General features: G+C 64.8%; 17 protein-coding genes, 1 tRNA gene and 1 riboswitch. Of the genes, 7 read left to right on the forward strand and 11 right to left on the reverse strand.

Annotation, left to right across the window (positions count from 1 at the left end):
• Nucleotides 1–74: 74 nt before the first annotated feature.
• From ACO07I_RS03485 to ACO07I_RS03495, 3 genes are all read left to right on the forward strand, one after another.
• Nucleotides 75–347 (forward strand): hypothetical protein, encoded by a 273-nt coding sequence (locus ACO07I_RS03485; protein WP_422014347.1) that lies wholly within the window; start codon nucleotides 75–77, stop codon nucleotides 345–347.
• Nucleotides 348–521: 174 nt separating this feature from the next.
• Nucleotides 522–1,325 (forward strand): cobalamin-binding protein, encoded by an 804-nt coding sequence (locus ACO07I_RS03490; RefSeq protein ID WP_422014349.1) that lies wholly within the window; start codon nucleotides 522–524, stop codon nucleotides 1,323–1,325.
• 119 nt (nucleotides 1,326–1,444) lie between these two features.
• A complete protein-coding gene (locus ACO07I_RS03495) occupies nucleotides 1,445–1,678 on the forward strand; it encodes a hypothetical protein (protein WP_422014351.1) in 234 nt (77 codons plus the stop codon).
• A gap of 44 nt (nucleotides 1,679–1,722) precedes the next feature.
• Here ACO07I_RS03495 and ACO07I_RS03500 read toward each other — a convergent pair whose 3' ends face one another.
• A complete protein-coding gene (locus ACO07I_RS03500) occupies nucleotides 1,723–2,154 on the reverse strand; it encodes an FKBP-type peptidyl-prolyl cis-trans isomerase (protein ID WP_422014353.1) in 432 nt (143 codons plus the stop codon).
• 342 nt (nucleotides 2,155–2,496) lie between these two features.
• Nucleotides 2,497–2,589, reverse strand: a tRNA-Ser gene (locus ACO07I_RS03505).
• A 149-nt stretch (nucleotides 2,590–2,738) separates the two neighbouring features.
• On the opposite strand from ACO07I_RS03505, the gene argE reads away from it, so the two are divergent.
• Nucleotides 2,739–3,899: an acetylornithine deacetylase gene (gene argE / locus ACO07I_RS03510; protein ID WP_422014355.1), complete on the forward strand. Its 1,161-nt coding sequence runs from the start codon at nucleotides 2,739–2,741 to the stop codon at nucleotides 3,897–3,899.
• A gap of 76 nt (nucleotides 3,900–3,975) precedes the next feature.
• On the opposite strand, the gene ACO07I_RS03515 is transcribed toward argE, so the two are convergent.
• The 5 genes from ACO07I_RS03515 to ACO07I_RS03535 form a co-directional block, all read right to left on the reverse strand.
• Nucleotides 3,976–4,494 carry a Dps family protein gene (locus ACO07I_RS03515; protein WP_422014357.1) on the reverse strand — a complete coding sequence of 173 codons (519 nt, stop codon included), beginning with the start codon at nucleotides 4,492–4,494 and terminating at the stop codon, nucleotides 3,976–3,978.
• A gap of 58 nt (nucleotides 4,495–4,552) precedes the next feature.
• On the reverse strand, nucleotides 4,553–4,936 hold the full coding sequence (locus ACO07I_RS03520; RefSeq protein WP_422014359.1) for a DUF3574 domain-containing protein: 384 nt from the start codon (nucleotides 4,934–4,936) through the stop codon (nucleotides 4,553–4,555).
• Nucleotides 4,937–4,976: 40 nt separating this feature from the next.
• Nucleotides 4,977–5,603 carry a glutathione S-transferase family protein gene (locus ACO07I_RS03525; RefSeq protein ID WP_422014361.1) on the reverse strand — a complete coding sequence of 209 codons (627 nt, stop codon included), beginning with the start codon at nucleotides 5,601–5,603 and terminating at the stop codon, nucleotides 4,977–4,979.
• Nucleotides 5,604–5,647: 44 nt separating this feature from the next.
• On the reverse strand, nucleotides 5,648–6,328 hold the full coding sequence (locus tag ACO07I_RS03530) for a DUF2076 domain-containing protein (protein WP_422014363.1): 681 nt from the start codon (nucleotides 6,326–6,328) through the stop codon (nucleotides 5,648–5,650).
• Between the two features lie 69 nt (nucleotides 6,329–6,397).
• Nucleotides 6,398–7,687 (reverse strand): serine hydrolase domain-containing protein, encoded by a 1,290-nt coding sequence (locus ACO07I_RS03535; RefSeq protein WP_422014365.1) that lies wholly within the window; start codon nucleotides 7,685–7,687, stop codon nucleotides 6,398–6,400.
• Between the two features lie 61 nt (nucleotides 7,688–7,748).
• Nucleotides 7,749–7,952: riboswitch (cobalamin riboswitch) on the forward strand.
• A gap of 79 nt (nucleotides 7,953–8,031) precedes the next feature.
• Between ACO07I_RS03535 and ACO07I_RS03540 the strand changes: the two genes are divergently transcribed.
• A complete protein-coding gene (locus ACO07I_RS03540; RefSeq protein WP_422014367.1) occupies nucleotides 8,032–9,822 on the forward strand; it encodes a fatty acyl-AMP ligase in 1,791 nt (596 codons plus the stop codon).
• A 21-nt stretch (nucleotides 9,823–9,843) separates the two neighbouring features.
• Here the strand turns inward: ACO07I_RS03540 and ACO07I_RS03545 are convergent, their stop codons facing one another.
• Nucleotides 9,844–10,926 (reverse strand): cyclase family protein, encoded by a 1,083-nt coding sequence (locus ACO07I_RS03545; RefSeq protein ID WP_422014369.1) that lies wholly within the window; start codon nucleotides 10,924–10,926, stop codon nucleotides 9,844–9,846.
• A 114-nt stretch (nucleotides 10,927–11,040) separates the two neighbouring features.
• Between ACO07I_RS03545 and ACO07I_RS03550 the strand changes: the two genes are divergently transcribed.
• On the forward strand, nucleotides 11,041–12,087 hold the full coding sequence (locus ACO07I_RS03550; RefSeq protein WP_422014371.1) for a CobW family GTP-binding protein: 1,047 nt from the start codon (nucleotides 11,041–11,043) through the stop codon (nucleotides 12,085–12,087).
• Here ACO07I_RS03550 and ACO07I_RS03555 read toward each other — a convergent pair.
• Nucleotides 12,084–12,710 (reverse strand): glutathione S-transferase family protein, encoded by a 627-nt coding sequence (locus ACO07I_RS03555; RefSeq protein WP_422014373.1) that lies wholly within the window; start codon nucleotides 12,708–12,710, stop codon nucleotides 12,084–12,086. The genes ACO07I_RS03550 and ACO07I_RS03555 overlap by 4 nt on opposite strands.
• 73 nt (nucleotides 12,711–12,783) lie before the next feature.
• Between ACO07I_RS03555 and ACO07I_RS03560 the strand changes: the two genes are divergently transcribed.
• Nucleotides 12,784–13,536 (forward strand): VOC family protein, encoded by a 753-nt coding sequence (locus ACO07I_RS03560; protein ID WP_422014375.1) that lies wholly within the window; start codon nucleotides 12,784–12,786, stop codon nucleotides 13,534–13,536.
• Between the two features lie 11 nt (nucleotides 13,537–13,547).
• Here the strand turns inward: ACO07I_RS03560 and ACO07I_RS03565 are convergent, their stop codons facing one another.
• Together ACO07I_RS03565 and gatB are read right to left on the reverse strand one after the other, a co-directional pair.
• Nucleotides 13,548–14,315, reverse strand: coding sequence for an N-acyl homoserine lactonase family protein (locus tag ACO07I_RS03565; RefSeq protein ID WP_422014377.1), 768 nt, complete (start codon nucleotides 14,313–14,315; stop codon nucleotides 13,548–13,550).
• Nucleotides 14,316–14,317: 2 nt separating this feature from the next.
• Nucleotides 14,318–15,766: an Asp-tRNA(Asn)/Glu-tRNA(Gln) amidotransferase subunit GatB gene (gene gatB / locus ACO07I_RS03570; protein WP_422014379.1), complete on the reverse strand. Its 1,449-nt coding sequence runs from the start codon at nucleotides 15,764–15,766 to the stop codon at nucleotides 14,318–14,320.
• Between the last annotated feature and the right edge of the window lie 62 nt (nucleotides 15,767–15,828).

Here is a 15,828-nt window from a genome sequence, read left to right on the forward strand (position 1 = left end):
CTTGTCCGTTGGTCGACCTGCATAATCCTTGCATAGTACGGTTACGGCAGGTTGCCGGAGGATCGGGGGAATTGATGGCTAAAGAATTGCAGCGCGAATTGATGCAATCGAAGAATTATTGCACGGACAGGCTTGCCGAATTGAAGACGGAGCTGAACCGGCTTCAGGACGAAGGCATGTCCCTGAAAACGGATCTGGAGGCGGCCACCGACAGCAAGTCGGCCAGCCTTATCCGTCGCCGCCGTATGTATTTGAGCCGCCGGATCGGCGAGCTCAAGACTGAACGCTCCGCGAGAACTGAAGAACTGCAGAAGGCCAACGAACAGTTGAAGGCCCTCCCGCGCTAAGCCCCTGGCCCAAAGCGAACGGCACGGAAAAGTCCTGGATTCCAGTGCCTGTGTCGCGCTTTTGGATCGTAAACTTGCGGGCGCGAGTCACGTCCGCAAGATATGTGATCGAGGGCATCCAGCGACTTCTGCCGACGTCGATCCAGCCAACTCCAGTTTGCCCCGCCGGCTAGCATGTATCCGCCCGAGCGAATCGTTTGCCTGACCGAGGAGACAACCGAGACGCTCTACCTGCTGGGCGAGCAGGACCGGATCGTCGGGATCTCCGGCTATACGGTCCGGCCGCCGCAGGCCCGCCGCGAGAAGCCGCGCGTCTCGGCTTTCATCTCGGCCGACATGCCGAAGATCCTGGCCCTGAAGCCCGACCTGGTGCTCACCTTCTCCGACCTGCAGGCCGATCTGGTGGCGTCGCTCGTTCGTGCCGGCGTCAACGTCCATGCCTTCAATCAGCGCACGGTCGCGGAGATCCTCGACATGATCCGCACCCTCGGCGCGCTCGTCGGCGCACAGGATCGCGCGATGGCCCTTGCCGACGAACTCGCAACCAACGTCGAAGCGACGCGGCGGCGCACCAGCGGAGCGGGCCCTCGCCCAAGGGTGTATTTCGAGGAATGGGACGACCCGATGATTTCCGGCATCGCGTGGGTCTCGGAACTGGTCGAAGCCGCGGGTGGCGACGACATCTTTCGTGAACTGGCTACCTGCAAGTCGGCCAGGGACCGCATCGTCACCCAAGACGAGGTGATCCGCCGTGCGCCCGACATTGTCATCGGCTCTTGGTGCGGCAAGAAATTCAAGAGCGAGAAATTCGTCGCCCGACCGGGCTTCGCGTCCCTGCCGGCGGTGCGCAACGGCCGGCTGCATGAGATCAAGTCGCCGCTGATCCTGCAGCCCGGCCCCGCCGCCCTCACCGACGGCCTGGCCGCATTGGAGGCCATCATCAGCAGCGCGGCGGAGCGCGAACCCATCAGGCCATAACTGCCGCCACAATACTGTGATGCTTCTCGATCTAAATAGAAGCGCGCCCCGGCTGGCGCGCAATTTGCGTGGCTCGCGCCAGAGGCAGCCCATCGATCCTTGTGAACAGGAGATCGAAGATGCTCAAAGTCTACGTTCCAAAGATGCTCAGTGGTGAGATTGGTGACTGGTGCAGCAGCCTTTCTTTGGCTGCGGGCGTGCCAATCTGCTGGGGAAGTGACCATCTGGGCCACTTCGTGAATGCACCCAGCGCGGACTGGGTGCCCTCCTTGTCGGCCGCCATCGCCGATGCCTGCGAGGGCCGGTCGCCGAGCCTCAATTCGGCGCCCTGCCCTTCGTCGCCGACGGCATGACGGTGCTTTGAGACAGCGAGGCCAGCCCGGCGCGAAGACGATGCCTATTTGATCGCGAGCAGCTCGACGTCAAAAATCAGCGTGGCGTTGGGCGGAATGACGCCGCCAGCGCCACGAGCTCCGTATCCAAGGTGCGGCGGTATGATCAGCGTGCGCTTGCCGCCGACCTTCATGGTCGCGACACCCTCGTCCCAGCCGCCGATGACGCGCTGTACGCCGATGGGAAACTCGAAAGGCGACCCGCGATCGACGGAAGAATCGAACTTTTTGCCCTTCACGTCGCCTTCGTAGAGCCATCCCGTGTAGTGCATGACACAGATCTGGCCGGTCTTGGGGCTCGCGCCCGTGCCGACGGTGGTGTCGATGATTTTCAGGCCGCTTTCAGTCGTCATGGCTTTTCCTTGGGTTTGCGCGCCAGCCGGATAGGCAGCGGCGAGAGCTATGGTCGCGATAATGACGCGGCGGGTCACTTGCAAGTGGCTAGTCCTCCTTGAACGCCCAAAGGGGGCCTGACTGTCAGCCTGTTTATACAGCGGGCGCCCCTCGTCTGCGACGCGGTGCGTGTCTTCCTTCAGGTTGCGCGGCGTAATCGGGATGAGACGATTTCCCAGTTCTCCGGCTCAGGCACGCCGACGTTCGACCGGCCAGGCAGCGCAGTCAGCCCCTCATACCGACGAAGTCCATGCCACGACACGATTGAGTTGATGGAAACCGGCGGCTTGAGAGGTAAGCCAGAAGGAAAGTTTGCGCGGCGACGGCTTTTACATCGGACGCTTGAGCGTCAGCGGCGAAGCCGGGAGGCCGTCGATGGCAGGTAATGGCGGAGGGGATGGGATTCGAACCCACGATAGGGATTATCTCCCTATAACGGTTTAGCAAACCGCCGCCTTCGGCCACTCGGCCACCCCTCCGCAGACCCGTTAAGACCCCGGCGACCATTAACCACGACGGATGCCGGGCGGTTCTAGCGGCCGAGCCAGGGAGTGTCAAACGCGGTCGGGATTTCTCAAGGATTTACAGGCTCTTGGCGTCGCGGCCTGAAGCGTGCGACGCTGCCTCCATGAATCCCAGTTCGATCGACATGCTCCAGCGCCTGGTGGCGTTCGACACCACCTCGCGCAACTCCAATCTGGACCTGATCAAGTACATCCAGGGCTATCTGGACGAGCATGGCATCCGGAGCACACTGGTCCCCAACGAGGACGGCACCAAGGCCAACCTGTTCGCCTCGGTCGGCCCCGAGGCCGAGGGCGGCATCGTCCTGTCGGGCCACACCGACGTCGTGCCGGTCGACGGACAGGCCTGGGAGACCGATCCGTGGACCCTGACGGAGAAGCCGGACGGCAACCTCTACGGCCGCGGCACCTGCGACATGAAGGGCTTCATCGCCGCCTGCCTCGCCCACGTGCCGGCGCTCAAGAAGGCGAAGCTCAAGGTGCCGATGCATTTTGCCTTCAGCTACGACGAGGAGATCGGCTGCCTGGGCGCGCATTCGCTGGTCGAGAAACTGGTCGGCAACGTGCCGCGCCCGCAGGCGGTGATCGTGGGCGAGCCCACCATGATGGGGGTCGTCAACGCGCAGAACGCCGGCGGCGGCATCATCGCCACCTTCACCGGCGTCGAGGCCCACTCCTCCATGACCCATCTCGGAGTCAGCGCGATCCATTTCGCCGGCGACTTCATCCACTGGCTGAACGAGCTGCAGGTCGAACTGGCCGGCCGCACGCGCACCGACATCGACACCGTGCCCGGCCACACCACCATCAACGTCGGCATCGTGACCGGCGGCACGGCCGGCAACATCCTGGCGCGCGAGTGCACCCTCAACTGGGGCTACCGCACCCTGCCCGGCGACGATCCGTGGGAAGTACAGCGCCGCGCCGAAGCCTATGTCGCCGAACTGCTGCTGCCGAAGATGAAAGCCAAGCACCCCGACGCCGACATCCAGATGAAGCGCCGCTCCTTCGTGCCCGGCCTGATGCCGCAGGAGAACGAGGAAGCCGCCAAGCTCGCCCTGCAATGGACCGGCGGCAATCGCACCTATGCCGTACCCTACGGCACCGAGGCCGGCATTTTCCGCAGCCACGGCATCCCGACCGTGATCTGCGGACCGGGCGACATCTCGCAGGCCCATCAGCCCAACGAATTCGTCGCGAAGTCGCAGATGGATGCCTGCGACGCCTTCATCGGCAAGATGATCGGGTGGGCCGAGCGCCAGTAGGGTCGCACGATCCCGGCGCCCTCATCGGACGAGGTCCCTCCCCTTTTGCGGAGTCCGCAAAGGGGAGGAAACTGATCTAGCCTTCCGTGCGGCGCGTGGTTTCGAACAGGAACCAGACGCGCTTTTCGGTCTCGTCGATCCAGTTCTCGATGAGGCTGGCCGTGGCGATGTCACCATGCTCGTCGCACAGCTCGTGGAGCGTGCGCATGTGGACGCAGAGCTGCTTGTTGTCGTCGCGCAGCTCGGCGAGCATGTCGAGCGGCGTCACATAATCGGCATCGTTGTCCAGCACGCGCTGCAGGCGGGAGATATGGCCGATCGACCGCAAGGTCGTGCCGCCCAGCTTGCGCACACGCTCGGCGATCACGTCCGTCATGGCGTCGATCTCGGTCGCCTGCTCGTCGAGCAGCAGGTGGTAGTCGCGGAAGTTCGGACCGGACATGTGCCAGTGGAAGTTCTTGGTCTTCCAGTAGAGCGCGGCAACGTCGGCCAGCAGGATGTTGAGCCCGCCGCTCAGATCCTTGGTGGCGTTCTCGCCGAGATCGGTCGGCGTCGCCAGCGCGGCCTTCTTGCGATCCTTGACGTCCTTGGTCATGGGCTGATTCTCCTGAAAAGCGATTGTATTGAAACTCTAGCGCGCCCCGGTGGAGCCGTCAGCCGGCGCAGACCGGCTGCTCGACCCGGAACACCTCATGCTGACCGAAGCGCTTCCTGTAGGTCTCGACGATCGAAGCGACCCTCACCCGATGGGCCGGCGCATCGAAGACCACGACCACCACGAGCTTCGTGCGCTCGGAGGCGATGATGCCCGCCGGATCGCGATGCTGGCCGCGCACGTCGATCACCGTGAGGCCGGCCGGAAACTGTGGCGTCACGGTTTCGGCCAGGAACGACGCCCAATCGGCATCGCTCACCTCGCCGCCCGACGGCTTGTCGCGGCCGAAATAGAGGTTCACCTCGACGGCCGGCTTGAGCGGAGCCGTGCAAACCGGCGACGTTCCCGGCTGGGCGCACGCGACCAGCGTGGGGCAGAGCAAGGCTGCCCCCAACACTCCGCGCCAGGATCCGCGCGACATCCTAGTTGAGGTACGGAACGGCCATGCCCTTGGTGACGGCCGGCCGGGCATTTACGATGTCGTACCAGCGCTTCACGTTGGGGAACTCGTCGAGGTTGACGGTGTGCCACTCGTGGCGGGCCGCCCACGGGAAGATCGACATGTCGGCGATCGTGTACTCCTCACCCGCCACGAAGGCGTTGCCCGCGAGCTGCTTGTCGAGGACGCCATAGAGACGCTTGGCCTCGTCGACATAGCGCTTGATGCCGTATTCGATCTTGGACGGCGCGGCGCGCAGGAAGTGATGGGCCTGACCGAGCATCGGGCCGAAGCCGCCCATCTGCCACATCAGCCACTGAATTGAGTCGTAGCGCTTGGCGCCGTCGGCCGGCAGGAACTTCTTCGTCTTGTCGGCCAGGTAGATCAGGATCGCACCGGACTCGAACAGGCTGTACGGCTTGCCGCCCGGACCGTCGGGATCGACGATCGCGGGAATGCGGTTGTTCGGGCTGATGCGCAGGAACTCGGGCTTATGCTGCTCGCCCTTGGAGATGTCGATCTTGTGCACGCTGTAGGGCAGTTCGCACTCTTCGAGCATGATTGAGACCTTGCGGCCGTTCGGCGTGCCCCACGTGTGAAGCTCGATCATCTCCTCGGTCCCCCGTTATTGAATTGAGATAGGTCCGCCGGGCTTCAGGCCCAGCTGTCGTCGTCGCCGCCGAAGCCGCCGTCGTCCACCGCAGCGGTATCGTAATCCCCCGCCCCCGACTGATCGTCGGCATGGGCTTGTTGCTGCACCGACGAATCCGGCGGCAACAATTCCGGCGGCGTCGAGTCAGGGGTTCCGCCGAGCGCCTGCTGCTGGCCACCGAAGGGTCCCGGATTGCTGCCCATCAGATTGCGGATGCCTTCGAACAGCAAAGCGCCGCCGGCAACGCCCGCGGCCGTCATCATGGCCGTGCGCAGGAAACCTCCGCTTGCTGCCGGCGGTTGCTGCGGCGAGACGGCAGCCTGCAAGGGCGAGCGCGTGGACGGAACCATCGAGGCCGCCGGCGCCGCCGCCGCCGCGGGCGTTTGAGGCACTGATGTGCGCGGCGCCCCCCACGGGCCGATCTTCGGCGCACTGCCGAGGAAGCCGGCCTCCGGCTGCGGCGCGGCTGCCATCTTCGCCTCCAGTTCGGCGATGCGGTCCTGCGCGGCCTTCAGCGCCTGCTCCTGCACCAACACGGTTTGCACTAGCAGATAGGCTGAAGCGGGCTGCTTCGATGCCCGGTCCCAAATGAACTGTTCAACCTCATTGTCGCGCGGCTGAGTCTCGAACGGCTTCAGCCGATCGAACAGACCCGAAATCAGATCGCGTTCCTGCTGTTGCATCACCAGTCTCCCGCCCGTCCACGTTGGGCTCCGCCAACGTGGTTGTCCGGTGGCGGAGCGTCAAGACGGCTAATTCACCATCGCCTGGTAGACGAGGTCGCGCATCAGGTACCGGTAGCGCAGACGGGCCTGGGGCGACTGCATCATGAAAACGACATACAGGCGCTCCCGCGGATCGTGCCAGAAGTAGGTGCCGTAGGCGCCGCCCCAGAAATAGTCGTTGGGCGACCCGGGCAGCGGGTTGACGCCCTGCACGTTGCGCACCGCGAAGCCGAGGCCGAACCCTTGGCCCATACGCGCGCTGGGCTCGAGCGCCTCGAAGCGGAACATGTCGGCGCCCATCTTGATGTCCGGTGGCAGCGCGTCGGCGGTCATGAGATCGATCGTCTTGCGCGAGACCAGGCGCACGCCATCGAGCTGGCCGCCATTGGCGAACATCTGCAGGAAGCGGGCATAGTCCGCGGCCGTGGAGACCATGCCGCCGCCGCCCGAACGCCAGGTGAATTTCTCGGTAATGTCGGGGATCGCCGGCAGTTCGTTCTTCGGCCCCTCCTTCATCGGCTTCGCCCCGCGCGCCTTCTTGTCGGCGCTGGCTTCGAAGGCCGTGTCGCCCATCTTGAGCGGCTTGGTGATGCGCTCCTCGATGAACTTGTCGAGCGGCATGCCGGACGCGACCTCGACGACGCGGCCCAGCACGTCCGTCGACATCGAGTATTCCCAGGTGGTGCCGGGCTGGTAGAGCAGCGCGAGCTTGGCCAGCTTGTCGGCCATCTCGGCGTTGGTCTGGGTGCGGTCCGCCACCTTCATGTCGAGATAGGACTGCTTCACGGGATTCGCACCCACCGCGCCGTACGTAAGCCCCGACGTGTGGCGCATCAGGTCGTGCACCGTCATCGGCCGGAACTGCGGCTCAAGCACCGTCTCGCTGGTACCGTCCTCCTTCTTCTTCTGGACTGCGACCTTGGTGTCGGCGAACGCCGGAATGTAGGTCGATACACGGTCGGCAAGCGTGAGCTTGCCCTCCTCCATCAGCATCATCGCGGCCAGGGTGACGATCGGCTTGGTCATGGAAGCGATGCGGAAGATCGTGTCGTTGGTCATCGCGATCTTGGCGTCCTTGTCGCGGAAGCCATAGGACTCGAACATCACGATCTTGCCGTTGCGCGCGATCAGCACGACGGCGCCGGGCAGTTCGTTGTTCTTCACGCCCTCGTTCAGCCGGTCGCTGAGGCGCTTCAGGCGGGTCGAGAGAAACCCCACCTCTTCAGGAGACTGTACCTTGGGAATGCCCTGGGCCGCTGCCGGCCAGGCGAGGGCCACGCCAAGCGCCGCCGCGGCGACCCTGCGAATCATCGACATTTTGCAGTCTCCTCCCGATATTGGAAGCATCAAAGCAATTGACCGAGGGCGAGCGCAAGCTTAACCAGTGCCTATCGACGGTCCTCCTTAACCGGAGGCTAACAGGGAATGCCGTGCCGCTCCCTCGGCTGGGAGCCAATCGGCAGCTGTACCCGCAGCTGTAAGCGGCGAGCGAGAGCCCATATGTCACTGGACTTCGGTCTGGGAAGACGGGCAGGAGCTGCGACCCGCGAGCCAGAAGACCTGCCGGCGATAGCGTCGCTCTTCCGATGGACGGGATGATCCAACGGGACGGTCAACCGAGCGGTGACGCGCTTAGTGCGAACCGTTTGGGAGATCGTCCGATGACGTCGATCCGAGGAATCCTGCCTGCGCTTCTTTCAAATGCCACGCCGGCCGATGGGCCCGCCGGGCGCATGCAACGCTATGCGTCCACCTTGCACTCGAGCCCGGAACGCTGGGTCACGGTTCCGACCCCGACCCACAACGTCTCCCTGCCCTTCCGCCGTGGCGGCTTCACCAGCCTGACCGAGGCGCTCGACTACGCCGCCCGCGGCGAGACCGGCTTCAACTTCTTCGATGCCCGCGGCAAGCTTCTGACCCGCCTGCCCTACAGCCATCTCCGCACCGAGGCGCTGTCGTTCGCCCGCCGACTCATCGGCGCCGGAATCGAGCCCGGCGAGCGGCTCATCCTCATCGCCGACACCTGGCCGGGCTTCTGTATCGCCTTCTTCGGCTGCCAGTATGCCGGCATCGTGCCGGTTCCCGTGCCCGTGCCGGTCGGACTTGGCGCCAAGGCGCACTACATCTTCCAGCTCAGAAAGCAGATCACCGCGGCACAGGCCGTGGGCGTGCTGGCCCCGGACGAGCTGGTCGAGTTCGCCCGGAGCGCCGCCGAAGGCACGACCGCGCGCTTCGCCGGTGGCATGGAGATCTTCACCGCCCTTCCCGAAACCAAGGTCGACCTGCGCCCGCTTCGCGCCGGCATGGCCTGCTACGTGCAGTTCTCCTCCGGCAGCACGCGCGCACCGCTCGGCGTCGACATCCGCCAGGACCAGCTCATGGCGAACATCGACGGCTCGATCGCCGCCCAGGGACTCGATGAGAACGATTCCGGCGTGAGCTGGCTGCCGCTCTATCACGACATGGGCCTGATCGGCTTCATCCTGGCGCCGATGTGCGCGCAGCGCAGCGTCGACCTGCTGGCGCCCCGCGACTTCGCCCGGCGGCCCATGCAGTGGCTTTCGCTGATCTCGCGCCGCCGCGCCACGATCACCTACAGTCCAAGCTTCGGCTACGACCTCCTGACCCGGCGCGCCCTGACGGCGCCGGTCGGCGAACTCGACCTGTCGAGCCTGCGCCTCGCCGGCGTCGGTGCCGACATGATCCAGCTGCCCGTCCTGCGGCGGTTCACCGAGGCCTTCAAGGCGGCGGGCTTCGACGAGCGCGCCTTCATGCCGAGCTACGGCATGGCCGAAGTCTGCGTCGGCCTGAGCTTCGGCGCGTCGTTCGGCGGCGTGAAAGTCGACAGCTTCACCGATCCGCAGTCGGGCCGATCGCGAGACTTCGTCGTCTGCGGCAAGGTGATGGCCGGACACAGCGTCGAAATCCGCGACGAGTCCGGCAGCCCTCTCGGTGAGCGGCATGTCGGCCGGCTGTTCGTCCGCGGCCCGAGTGTGATGCCGGGCTATTTCCAGAAGCCGGAAGAGAGTGCCCGCGTCCTGAGCGACGGCTGGCTCGACACCGGCGATCTCGGTTACTGGCACAAGGGCGAGCTCGTGATCACCGGCCGCGCCAAGGACCTGATCATCGTGAACGGCCGCAACATCTGGCCGCAGGACATCGAATGGGCTGTCGAGGCGCTGCCGCAGGTCGGCCGTGGCGACGCCTGCGCCTTCTCGGTCGAAGACGGGGACGTCGAAGCCGTCGTGGTCATCGTCCAGGCCTATCCGAGCGAACCCGCGGAACGCGAGGCGCTGGTCGGTGATATCAAGCAGGCGGTCAAGGAAGCCGCCGGCGTCGACGGCCGGGTCGTCCTGATCAAGCGCCAACCCGGCCTGCCCCGCACCTCTTCCGGCAAGCTGAGCCGCACGCACGCCAAGTCGAAGTTCGCCGCCGGCGACTATCCGACCTAGCGCGCGCTCCTTCGGCCCCGATCAGGTAACCGCGATGGGGCCGCCGTTCGATCCCGTCGCGCCCCTGATGGGTGCGGGCGAGAAGATGTAGGCGAACTGGTACTTGCCGTCGGCGATCAGCCCCGAGAAATCCAGGTTCTCGTGGTTGAAGATGCCGTTCTTGGCAATCAGCTCGGCATGGACCGGGAAGGCCAGATCCTTGTTGGGATTGGGCACGACCTCGGTGCCCCAGGTATCGGCGCCGGTGAGCGCGATGCCCTTGTCGATGAACCACTTGGCGGCCTCCAGCCCGATGCCCGGTTCACCGCCGTTGAACTTGTCATTGTTCTTCATCCAGAGCTTGCCCCAGCCGGTATTGAAGAACACGGCGTCGCCTTCCTTGATGTCGGCTTCCTGCATGTTCTGCTTCTGCAGGGCCGCCTTGAGGTCGGCGATGGTGATCTCCTGGCCAGCCTCCATCATGGCGCCCTTGACCGCCTCGACGTCGAACAGATGGCCACGCGTGAAGAACGGCTTCACCTGCTCGATGCCGAGCTTCTTCATGCCATAGGCGCTGTTCATCTCCTGATCGGTGACGCCGTTGTAGTAACGCATCTCGTTCTTGTCGCCGTCCTTGCCCATCTGGATGCCGATGTGGGCGAGGCCATCGAACTGCGTTCCGGTCTGGCCGATCTCGGTCGACAGATACTCGTCGTTGTAGATCAGCCTGTTGGTGCCGAAGGGACCGCCGGTCGGGCTGCCGGGAATGCGCAAGGTGAAGGCGCGCTCACCGAACTTGGGCATGGCCGATTCGTAGATGCGGCCGATGCGGTAGACCTTGCCGTCCTTGATCAGCTTCACCGTGTCGAGGACCTTCGCCGGCGTCATGTAGTTCGAGGCGCCCGCCTGATCGTCCTTGCCCCACTTCGGATGCGGCCACCAGGCCTTGTCGGTCAGCGCGGGTGCCTGCGCGATCTGCTGGGCGTGCGCGGCACCGGCCGCCAGCGTGCCGGCGGCAACGGCGCCGCCGATCAGCCCCGCCGTAAGGAAAGTGCGACGGTCCTCGTCGATCCCCTGCTGCGGCTGCTTGAGGTGTTCCTTGTCCTGAAGATACCTCGAGTCCATGGACGTTCCTCCTTTTCCTTGTTGATCTCGAAAGCGTCATACCCCCAGGTTGCATCGTCAAGCGGAAGCGGCATCGTTACTTTGTTACATATGCGTATGTGAGAGTGTCATGCGATGAGCCTGTTCGATCCTGACAAGTCGGCGGTGCGCCTGCCGGTGACGCTGTTCACCGGCTTCCTCGGCAGCGGCAAGACCACGTTGCTCAACCGCGTGCTCGGCGACCCGCGCATGGCCCGCAGCCTGGTTCTGGTGAACGAGTTCGGCGAAGTGGGCCTCGACCATCTCTTCATGGAGCAGGTCGGCGGCGACATGGTGCTGCTGCAATCGGGCTGCGTGTGCTGCACCATCCAGGGCGACCTGGACAAGACCCTGCGCGACATCGCACGCCGCCGCGCCAGGGATGAGATCCCGCCGTTCGACCGTGTCCTGCTGGAGACGACGGGCCTCGCCGACCCCGCGCCGATCCTGCAGCTCCTGCTCAATCATCCGATGATCAGCCACGACTACCGACTCGACGGTGTCGTAACGACCGTCGATGCCGTCAACGGCGCGCGCCAACTCGACGAGCATCCGGAGGCCGTCAAGCAGGCGGCCGTCGCCGACCGGCTGCTGATCAGCAAGACAGACCTGGCCGAGATCGCTGCCAGCGCCGGCCTGCGCACCCGCCTGACCGGGCTCAATCCCGGCGCTTCACTGTTCGAGATCGTGCAGGGCGACGTCGATCCGGCTCTTCTGTTCGACTCAGGCCCGTTCGATCCCTTGGGCAAGAGCGACAAGGTGCAGGCATGGCTGAACGCCGAGGCCCACGATCATGCACACCATGCCCCCGCCCATGACCGGTCACGGCACGATCAACACATCGCCTCGTTTTGCCTCACCTTCGATGAGCCGCTGGACTGGGACCTCTTCAATCGCTGGCTGATGGCCGTGCGCGCCGCGTGGGGCGACCGGCTGCTGCGCGTGAAGGGCGTGCTGAGCATTTTGGGAGAGGACCGGCCGCTGGTGATCCACGGCGTGCACCGGACCTTCCATCCGCCGACCCTGCTCGCCCGCTGGCCCGACGATGACCGTCGCTCCCGGCTGGTGTTCATCACCCGAGACCTCGACCGCGCCGCGGTCGAGGCGAGCTGGACGGAAATGGAAGAAGCAGCCCGAACCTAAGCCGCGTCCTGCTGCGGCAGAAGGTCGGCGTATTTCTTGAAGCCGGGCAGCTTTTCGACCCGGCCCATCCATGCCTTCACGTTGGCATAGGGCCCGAGGTCGATGGCACCCTCCTCGGCATAGGCCACATCGCCGTAGACCGCGACATCGGCAATCGTCGCCTCGCTGCCGACCAGGAAGTCCGACTTGGCGAGCGCGGCGTCGAGCACCTTGAGCGCGTCACCCGCCTGGTTGACGTACATCTGATGGACGTTGTCGTCGGCCTTCATGAAGCCGCGCTTGATCGCGCGCGGACGATAGATGTTGGAGGCCAGCCGGTCGAACTCCCAGAACATCCACTCGCGCACCCGCGCCTTCTCCTCGGCCGTCTTGCCGCCCATCTTGCCGAACTTCTCGGCGAGATAGAGCAGGATCGAGCCCGACTGGCAGAGCTTGAGCTCGCCGTCGACCAGCGCCGGCACCTGGCCGAAACGGTTGATGGCAAGATAGTCCGGCTGCTTGTGCGCGCCGGCGCGAAGGTCGACATGCTTGTAGGCGAACGGCTGCCCCATCAGCGACAGGGCCAGACCTGCCTTGTAGGTCGGGCCGCTCAGCCAAATGCCGTACAGTGTCATCTTGGACATCGATATCCCCCTTGGATTCAGGCGCTCCAGCATCGCACTTGAGGGAGGCCGGGGTAAGACTGTATGAGCGGGCATGAAGATTTCAGCGCGCGATATCGATCACCTTTCCTTGACCGTCTCGGACCCTGCGGATACCGCAGCCCGGCTGGGCCAGATCGGCTTCAATCTCACTCCCGACGGGGTCGAGCCGCGTTGCATCTGCTTCCAGCCCGACAGTGACGACGTGCCCAATTACGTCGAGCTGCTGCAAGGCCATCCGCCGCAGATTGCACTGGCCCTGAACGTCGCCGAACTCGACGGTGAGGAGCGCACGCATGCCTGGGAAACCGAGGACGGTTTCGAGGTCGATGCCGGCGTCGTGGTCGGCGAGAGCGCAGGCCCCCTGCCCTGGTTCCCCGTGAAACACGAGACGCCAGACGCCTTCATGGAGCCGGAATGGATCGTCCATCCCAACGGTGCGCTGGGCATGATGGCCATCCACGCCATCGCCGAAAAGCCCAACGACACGGCCAAGGCGCTGAAGGCCGCCTGGGGCGCCACCGTCGAGGAAATCTTCGACGGTTGCACCATGGTGAAGGCAGGGTCCGTCGAGCTGCTGATCTGGTCGCCGCTCGCCTTCCAGCTCGAATACAAGGCGCTCGAGATGATGCCGCCGACCGAGCTTCCCGTCGTCGTCGGCGCGGCCATCGCTATCGAGCGAGCGCGCCCGCTGCAGGGCCTGCTCAGCGCCAACAACGTTCCCTTCGCCCTGGCCGAGGGAGATCGTGTGCTGGTCGCGCCGGAGCAGACCGGCGGCCTCATGATCGAGTTCATCCCGCAGAACTGACACCGACGTTCTTAGAACGCCGGCACCGGGGCCTGGGGCACGTCCTTCCAGAACTCCGGGTCGTGCCCGAAGAACAGGCGGGCACCGGCCTTTTCGAGAGCCTCGAGCCGGTCGAGCGACGCCAGCATCTGCTCGCGGTCGTAGACGAAGCGCGGCAGGCGGCGCTCGCGCAGGGTCCGGCAGAAGTAGCAGGCGTCGCCCGTGATCACGATCTCGCCCGCTTCGGTCCGCACCTTCAGCGACTGATGGCCGGGCGTATGGCCGTAGGTCGGGATGCAGACCACGGAACCGTCGCCAAACAGGTCGTGCTCGCCCTCGACCTGCTTCACCGGATGGCCATGATCGAAGTCGGCCCGGAAGAAGCCGATCCTGGCGGCCAGATCGGGATCGTGCGCCGCCTCCCATTCGCGCTTCTGGACCACGACCGTCGCGTTGGGCACCAGCTCGTTGCCACCGGCATGGTCGAAATGCAGATGCGAATTCACGATGTAATCGACTTTGCCGGGATCGCGATCGATCGCCTCGAGGCGCGACTTCACGTCGTCCTCTGGACCGTACTGCTCGAACCCGAAGATTCGCGCGACCTGCGGCCCCAGGCGCCCGGCGGCATCGGTCCGGCATTGCGGGTGCATACCGGTATCGAACACCGCTCGGCCCTTGGGGTGTTCGATCAGGTAGGATGGGATGGGCAGTGCCACCTGCCCGTCTTCGCCCTCGATCATGTCCTTGAGGCGGCCAATCAGCCGCCCGCAGGTCATGGCGTAGAGCCTGGCAACCATCGTCAGGCGTCGAGCGCTTTCTTGAGCAGCTCGTTCACGACCTTCGGGTTGGCCTTGCCGCCGGTCGACTTCATGACCTGGCCGACGAACCAGCCGAACAGAGTCGGCTTGGCCTTGTAGGCCGCAAGCTGGCCGGGGTTGGCGTCGATGACCGCCTTGATGGCGGCTTCAATCGCGCCGGTGTCCGTCACCTGCTTCAGGCCGCGTTCCTCGACCAGGACGGCCGGGTCCTTGCCCGTCTCTTCCATGGCGACGAACAGGTCCTTGGCGATACGGCCCGAAATCGTGCCGTCGGCCTGCAGGTCGAGCAGCTTGCCGAGGTGGGCGGCGCTGATCGGCGACGTCTCGAAGGTGGCGCCGCGGCGGTTCAGCATGGCGAAGAAATCGCCGGTCACCAGGTTGGCGGCCTGCTTGGCATCGCGGCCCTTGGCGACGGCTTCGAAGAACTCGGCCGTGGCCTTCTCGGCCGTCAGCACGCCCGCGTCATAGGGCGAGAGGCCGAAATCCTTAATGTAGCGGTTCTTCCGCGCGTCGGGCAGCTCCGGCAGGGTCGCCCGGATCTGGTCGACATAGTCCTGCGTGAAGATCAGCGGCAGCAGGTCGGGATCGGGGAAGTAGCGATAGTCCTGCGCGTCTTCCTTCGAGCGGGACGAACGCGTCTCGCCGCGCCCCGGATCGAAGTTCCGGGTTTCCTGCTTGATCGTGCCGCCCCCTTCGATCACCTCGACCTGGCGGCGCGCCTCGTACTCGATCGCCTGCTTCACGAAGCGGATCGAGTTCACGTTCTTGATTTCGCAGCGGGTGCCCAGTTCGCCGCCCGGCCTGCGCACCGACACGTTGACGTCGCAACGCATGGAGCCCTCGTCCATGTTGCCGTCGCAGGTACCGAGATAGCGCACGATCGAGCGCAGCTTGGTGAGATAGGCCGCCGCTTCGTCGGCGGTGCGCATGTCGGGCTTGCTAACGATCTCCATCAGCGCCACGCCGGACCGGTTCAGGTCGACATAGGTCTGGCTCGGATGCTGGTCGTGCATACTCTTGCCCGCATCCTGCTCGAGATGCAGCCGCTCGATACCGATCTTCTTGGTGACGCCACCGTCGAGATCGATCTCGACCACGCCCTCGCCCACGATCGGATCCTTGTACTGCGAGATCTGGTAGCCCTGCGGCAGGTCCTGGTAGAAGTAATTCTTACGGTCGAAGATGGAGCGCAGGTTGATCTTGGCATTGAGGCCGAGACCGGTCCGGACCGCCTGCTCCACGCAGCGCTCGTTGATCACGGGCAGCATGCCGGGCATGGCGGCGTCGACCAGCGACACCTGCGTGTTGGGATCGGCACCGAACGTCGTCGGCGCGCCGGAGAAGAGCTTGGCGTCGGAAATCACCTGGGCATGGACTTCCAGCCCCAGGACGATCTCCCACTCGCCGGTTTCACCTTTGATGAGCGACATAAGGGTTAGATAGCCAATACCGCTTCGCTTGGCAAAAGGTCGATGGCGTGGGTCGTGGAACG

This window comes from Reyranella sp. (genome assembly GCF_965227665.1).
Lineage (GTDB): Bacteria > Pseudomonadota > Alphaproteobacteria > Reyranellales > Reyranellaceae > Reyranella.

Coding starts and splice junctions, on each gene's coding strand:
- ACO07I_RS03485 (WP_422014347.1), top strand. CDS start 75: ATGGCTAAAGAATTGCAGCGCGAATTGATGCAATCGAAGAATTATTGC.
- ACO07I_RS03490 (WP_422014349.1), top strand. CDS start 522: ATGTATCCGCCCGAGCGAATCGTTTGCCTGACCGAGGAGACAACCGAG.
- ACO07I_RS03495 (WP_422014351.1), top strand. CDS start 1,445: ATGCTCAAAGTCTACGTTCCAAAGATGCTCAGTGGTGAGATTGGTGAC.
- argE (WP_422014355.1), top strand. CDS start 2,739: ATGAATCCCAGTTCGATCGACATGCTCCAGCGCCTGGTGGCGTTCGAC.
- ACO07I_RS03515 (WP_422014357.1), bottom strand. CDS start 4,494: ATGACCAAGGACGTCAAGGATCGCAAGAAGGCCGCGCTGGCGACGCCG.
- ACO07I_RS03525 (WP_422014361.1), bottom strand. CDS start 5,603: ATGATCGAGCTTCACACGTGGGGCACGCCGAACGGCCGCAAGGTCTCA.
- ACO07I_RS03530 (WP_422014363.1), bottom strand. CDS start 6,328: ATGCAACAGCAGGAACGCGATCTGATTTCGGGTCTGTTCGATCGGCTG.
- ACO07I_RS03535 (WP_422014365.1), bottom strand. CDS start 7,687: ATGTCGATGATTCGCAGGGTCGCCGCGGCGGCGCTTGGCGTGGCCCTC.
- ACO07I_RS03540 (WP_422014367.1), top strand. CDS start 8,032: ATGACGTCGATCCGAGGAATCCTGCCTGCGCTTCTTTCAAATGCCACG.
- ACO07I_RS03545 (WP_422014369.1), bottom strand. CDS start 10,926: ATGGACTCGAGGTATCTTCAGGACAAGGAACACCTCAAGCAGCCGCAG.
- ACO07I_RS03550 (WP_422014371.1), top strand. CDS start 11,041: ATGAGCCTGTTCGATCCTGACAAGTCGGCGGTGCGCCTGCCGGTGACG.
- ACO07I_RS03555 (WP_422014373.1), bottom strand. CDS start 12,710: ATGTCCAAGATGACACTGTACGGCATTTGGCTGAGCGGCCCGACCTAC.
- ACO07I_RS03560 (WP_422014375.1), top strand. CDS start 12,784: ATGAAGATTTCAGCGCGCGATATCGATCACCTTTCCTTGACCGTCTCG.
- ACO07I_RS03565 (WP_422014377.1), bottom strand. CDS start 14,315: ATGGTTGCCAGGCTCTACGCCATGACCTGCGGGCGGCTGATTGGCCGC.
- gatB (WP_422014379.1), bottom strand. CDS start 15,766: ATGTCGCTCATCAAAGGTGAAACCGGCGAGTGGGAGATCGTCCTGGGG.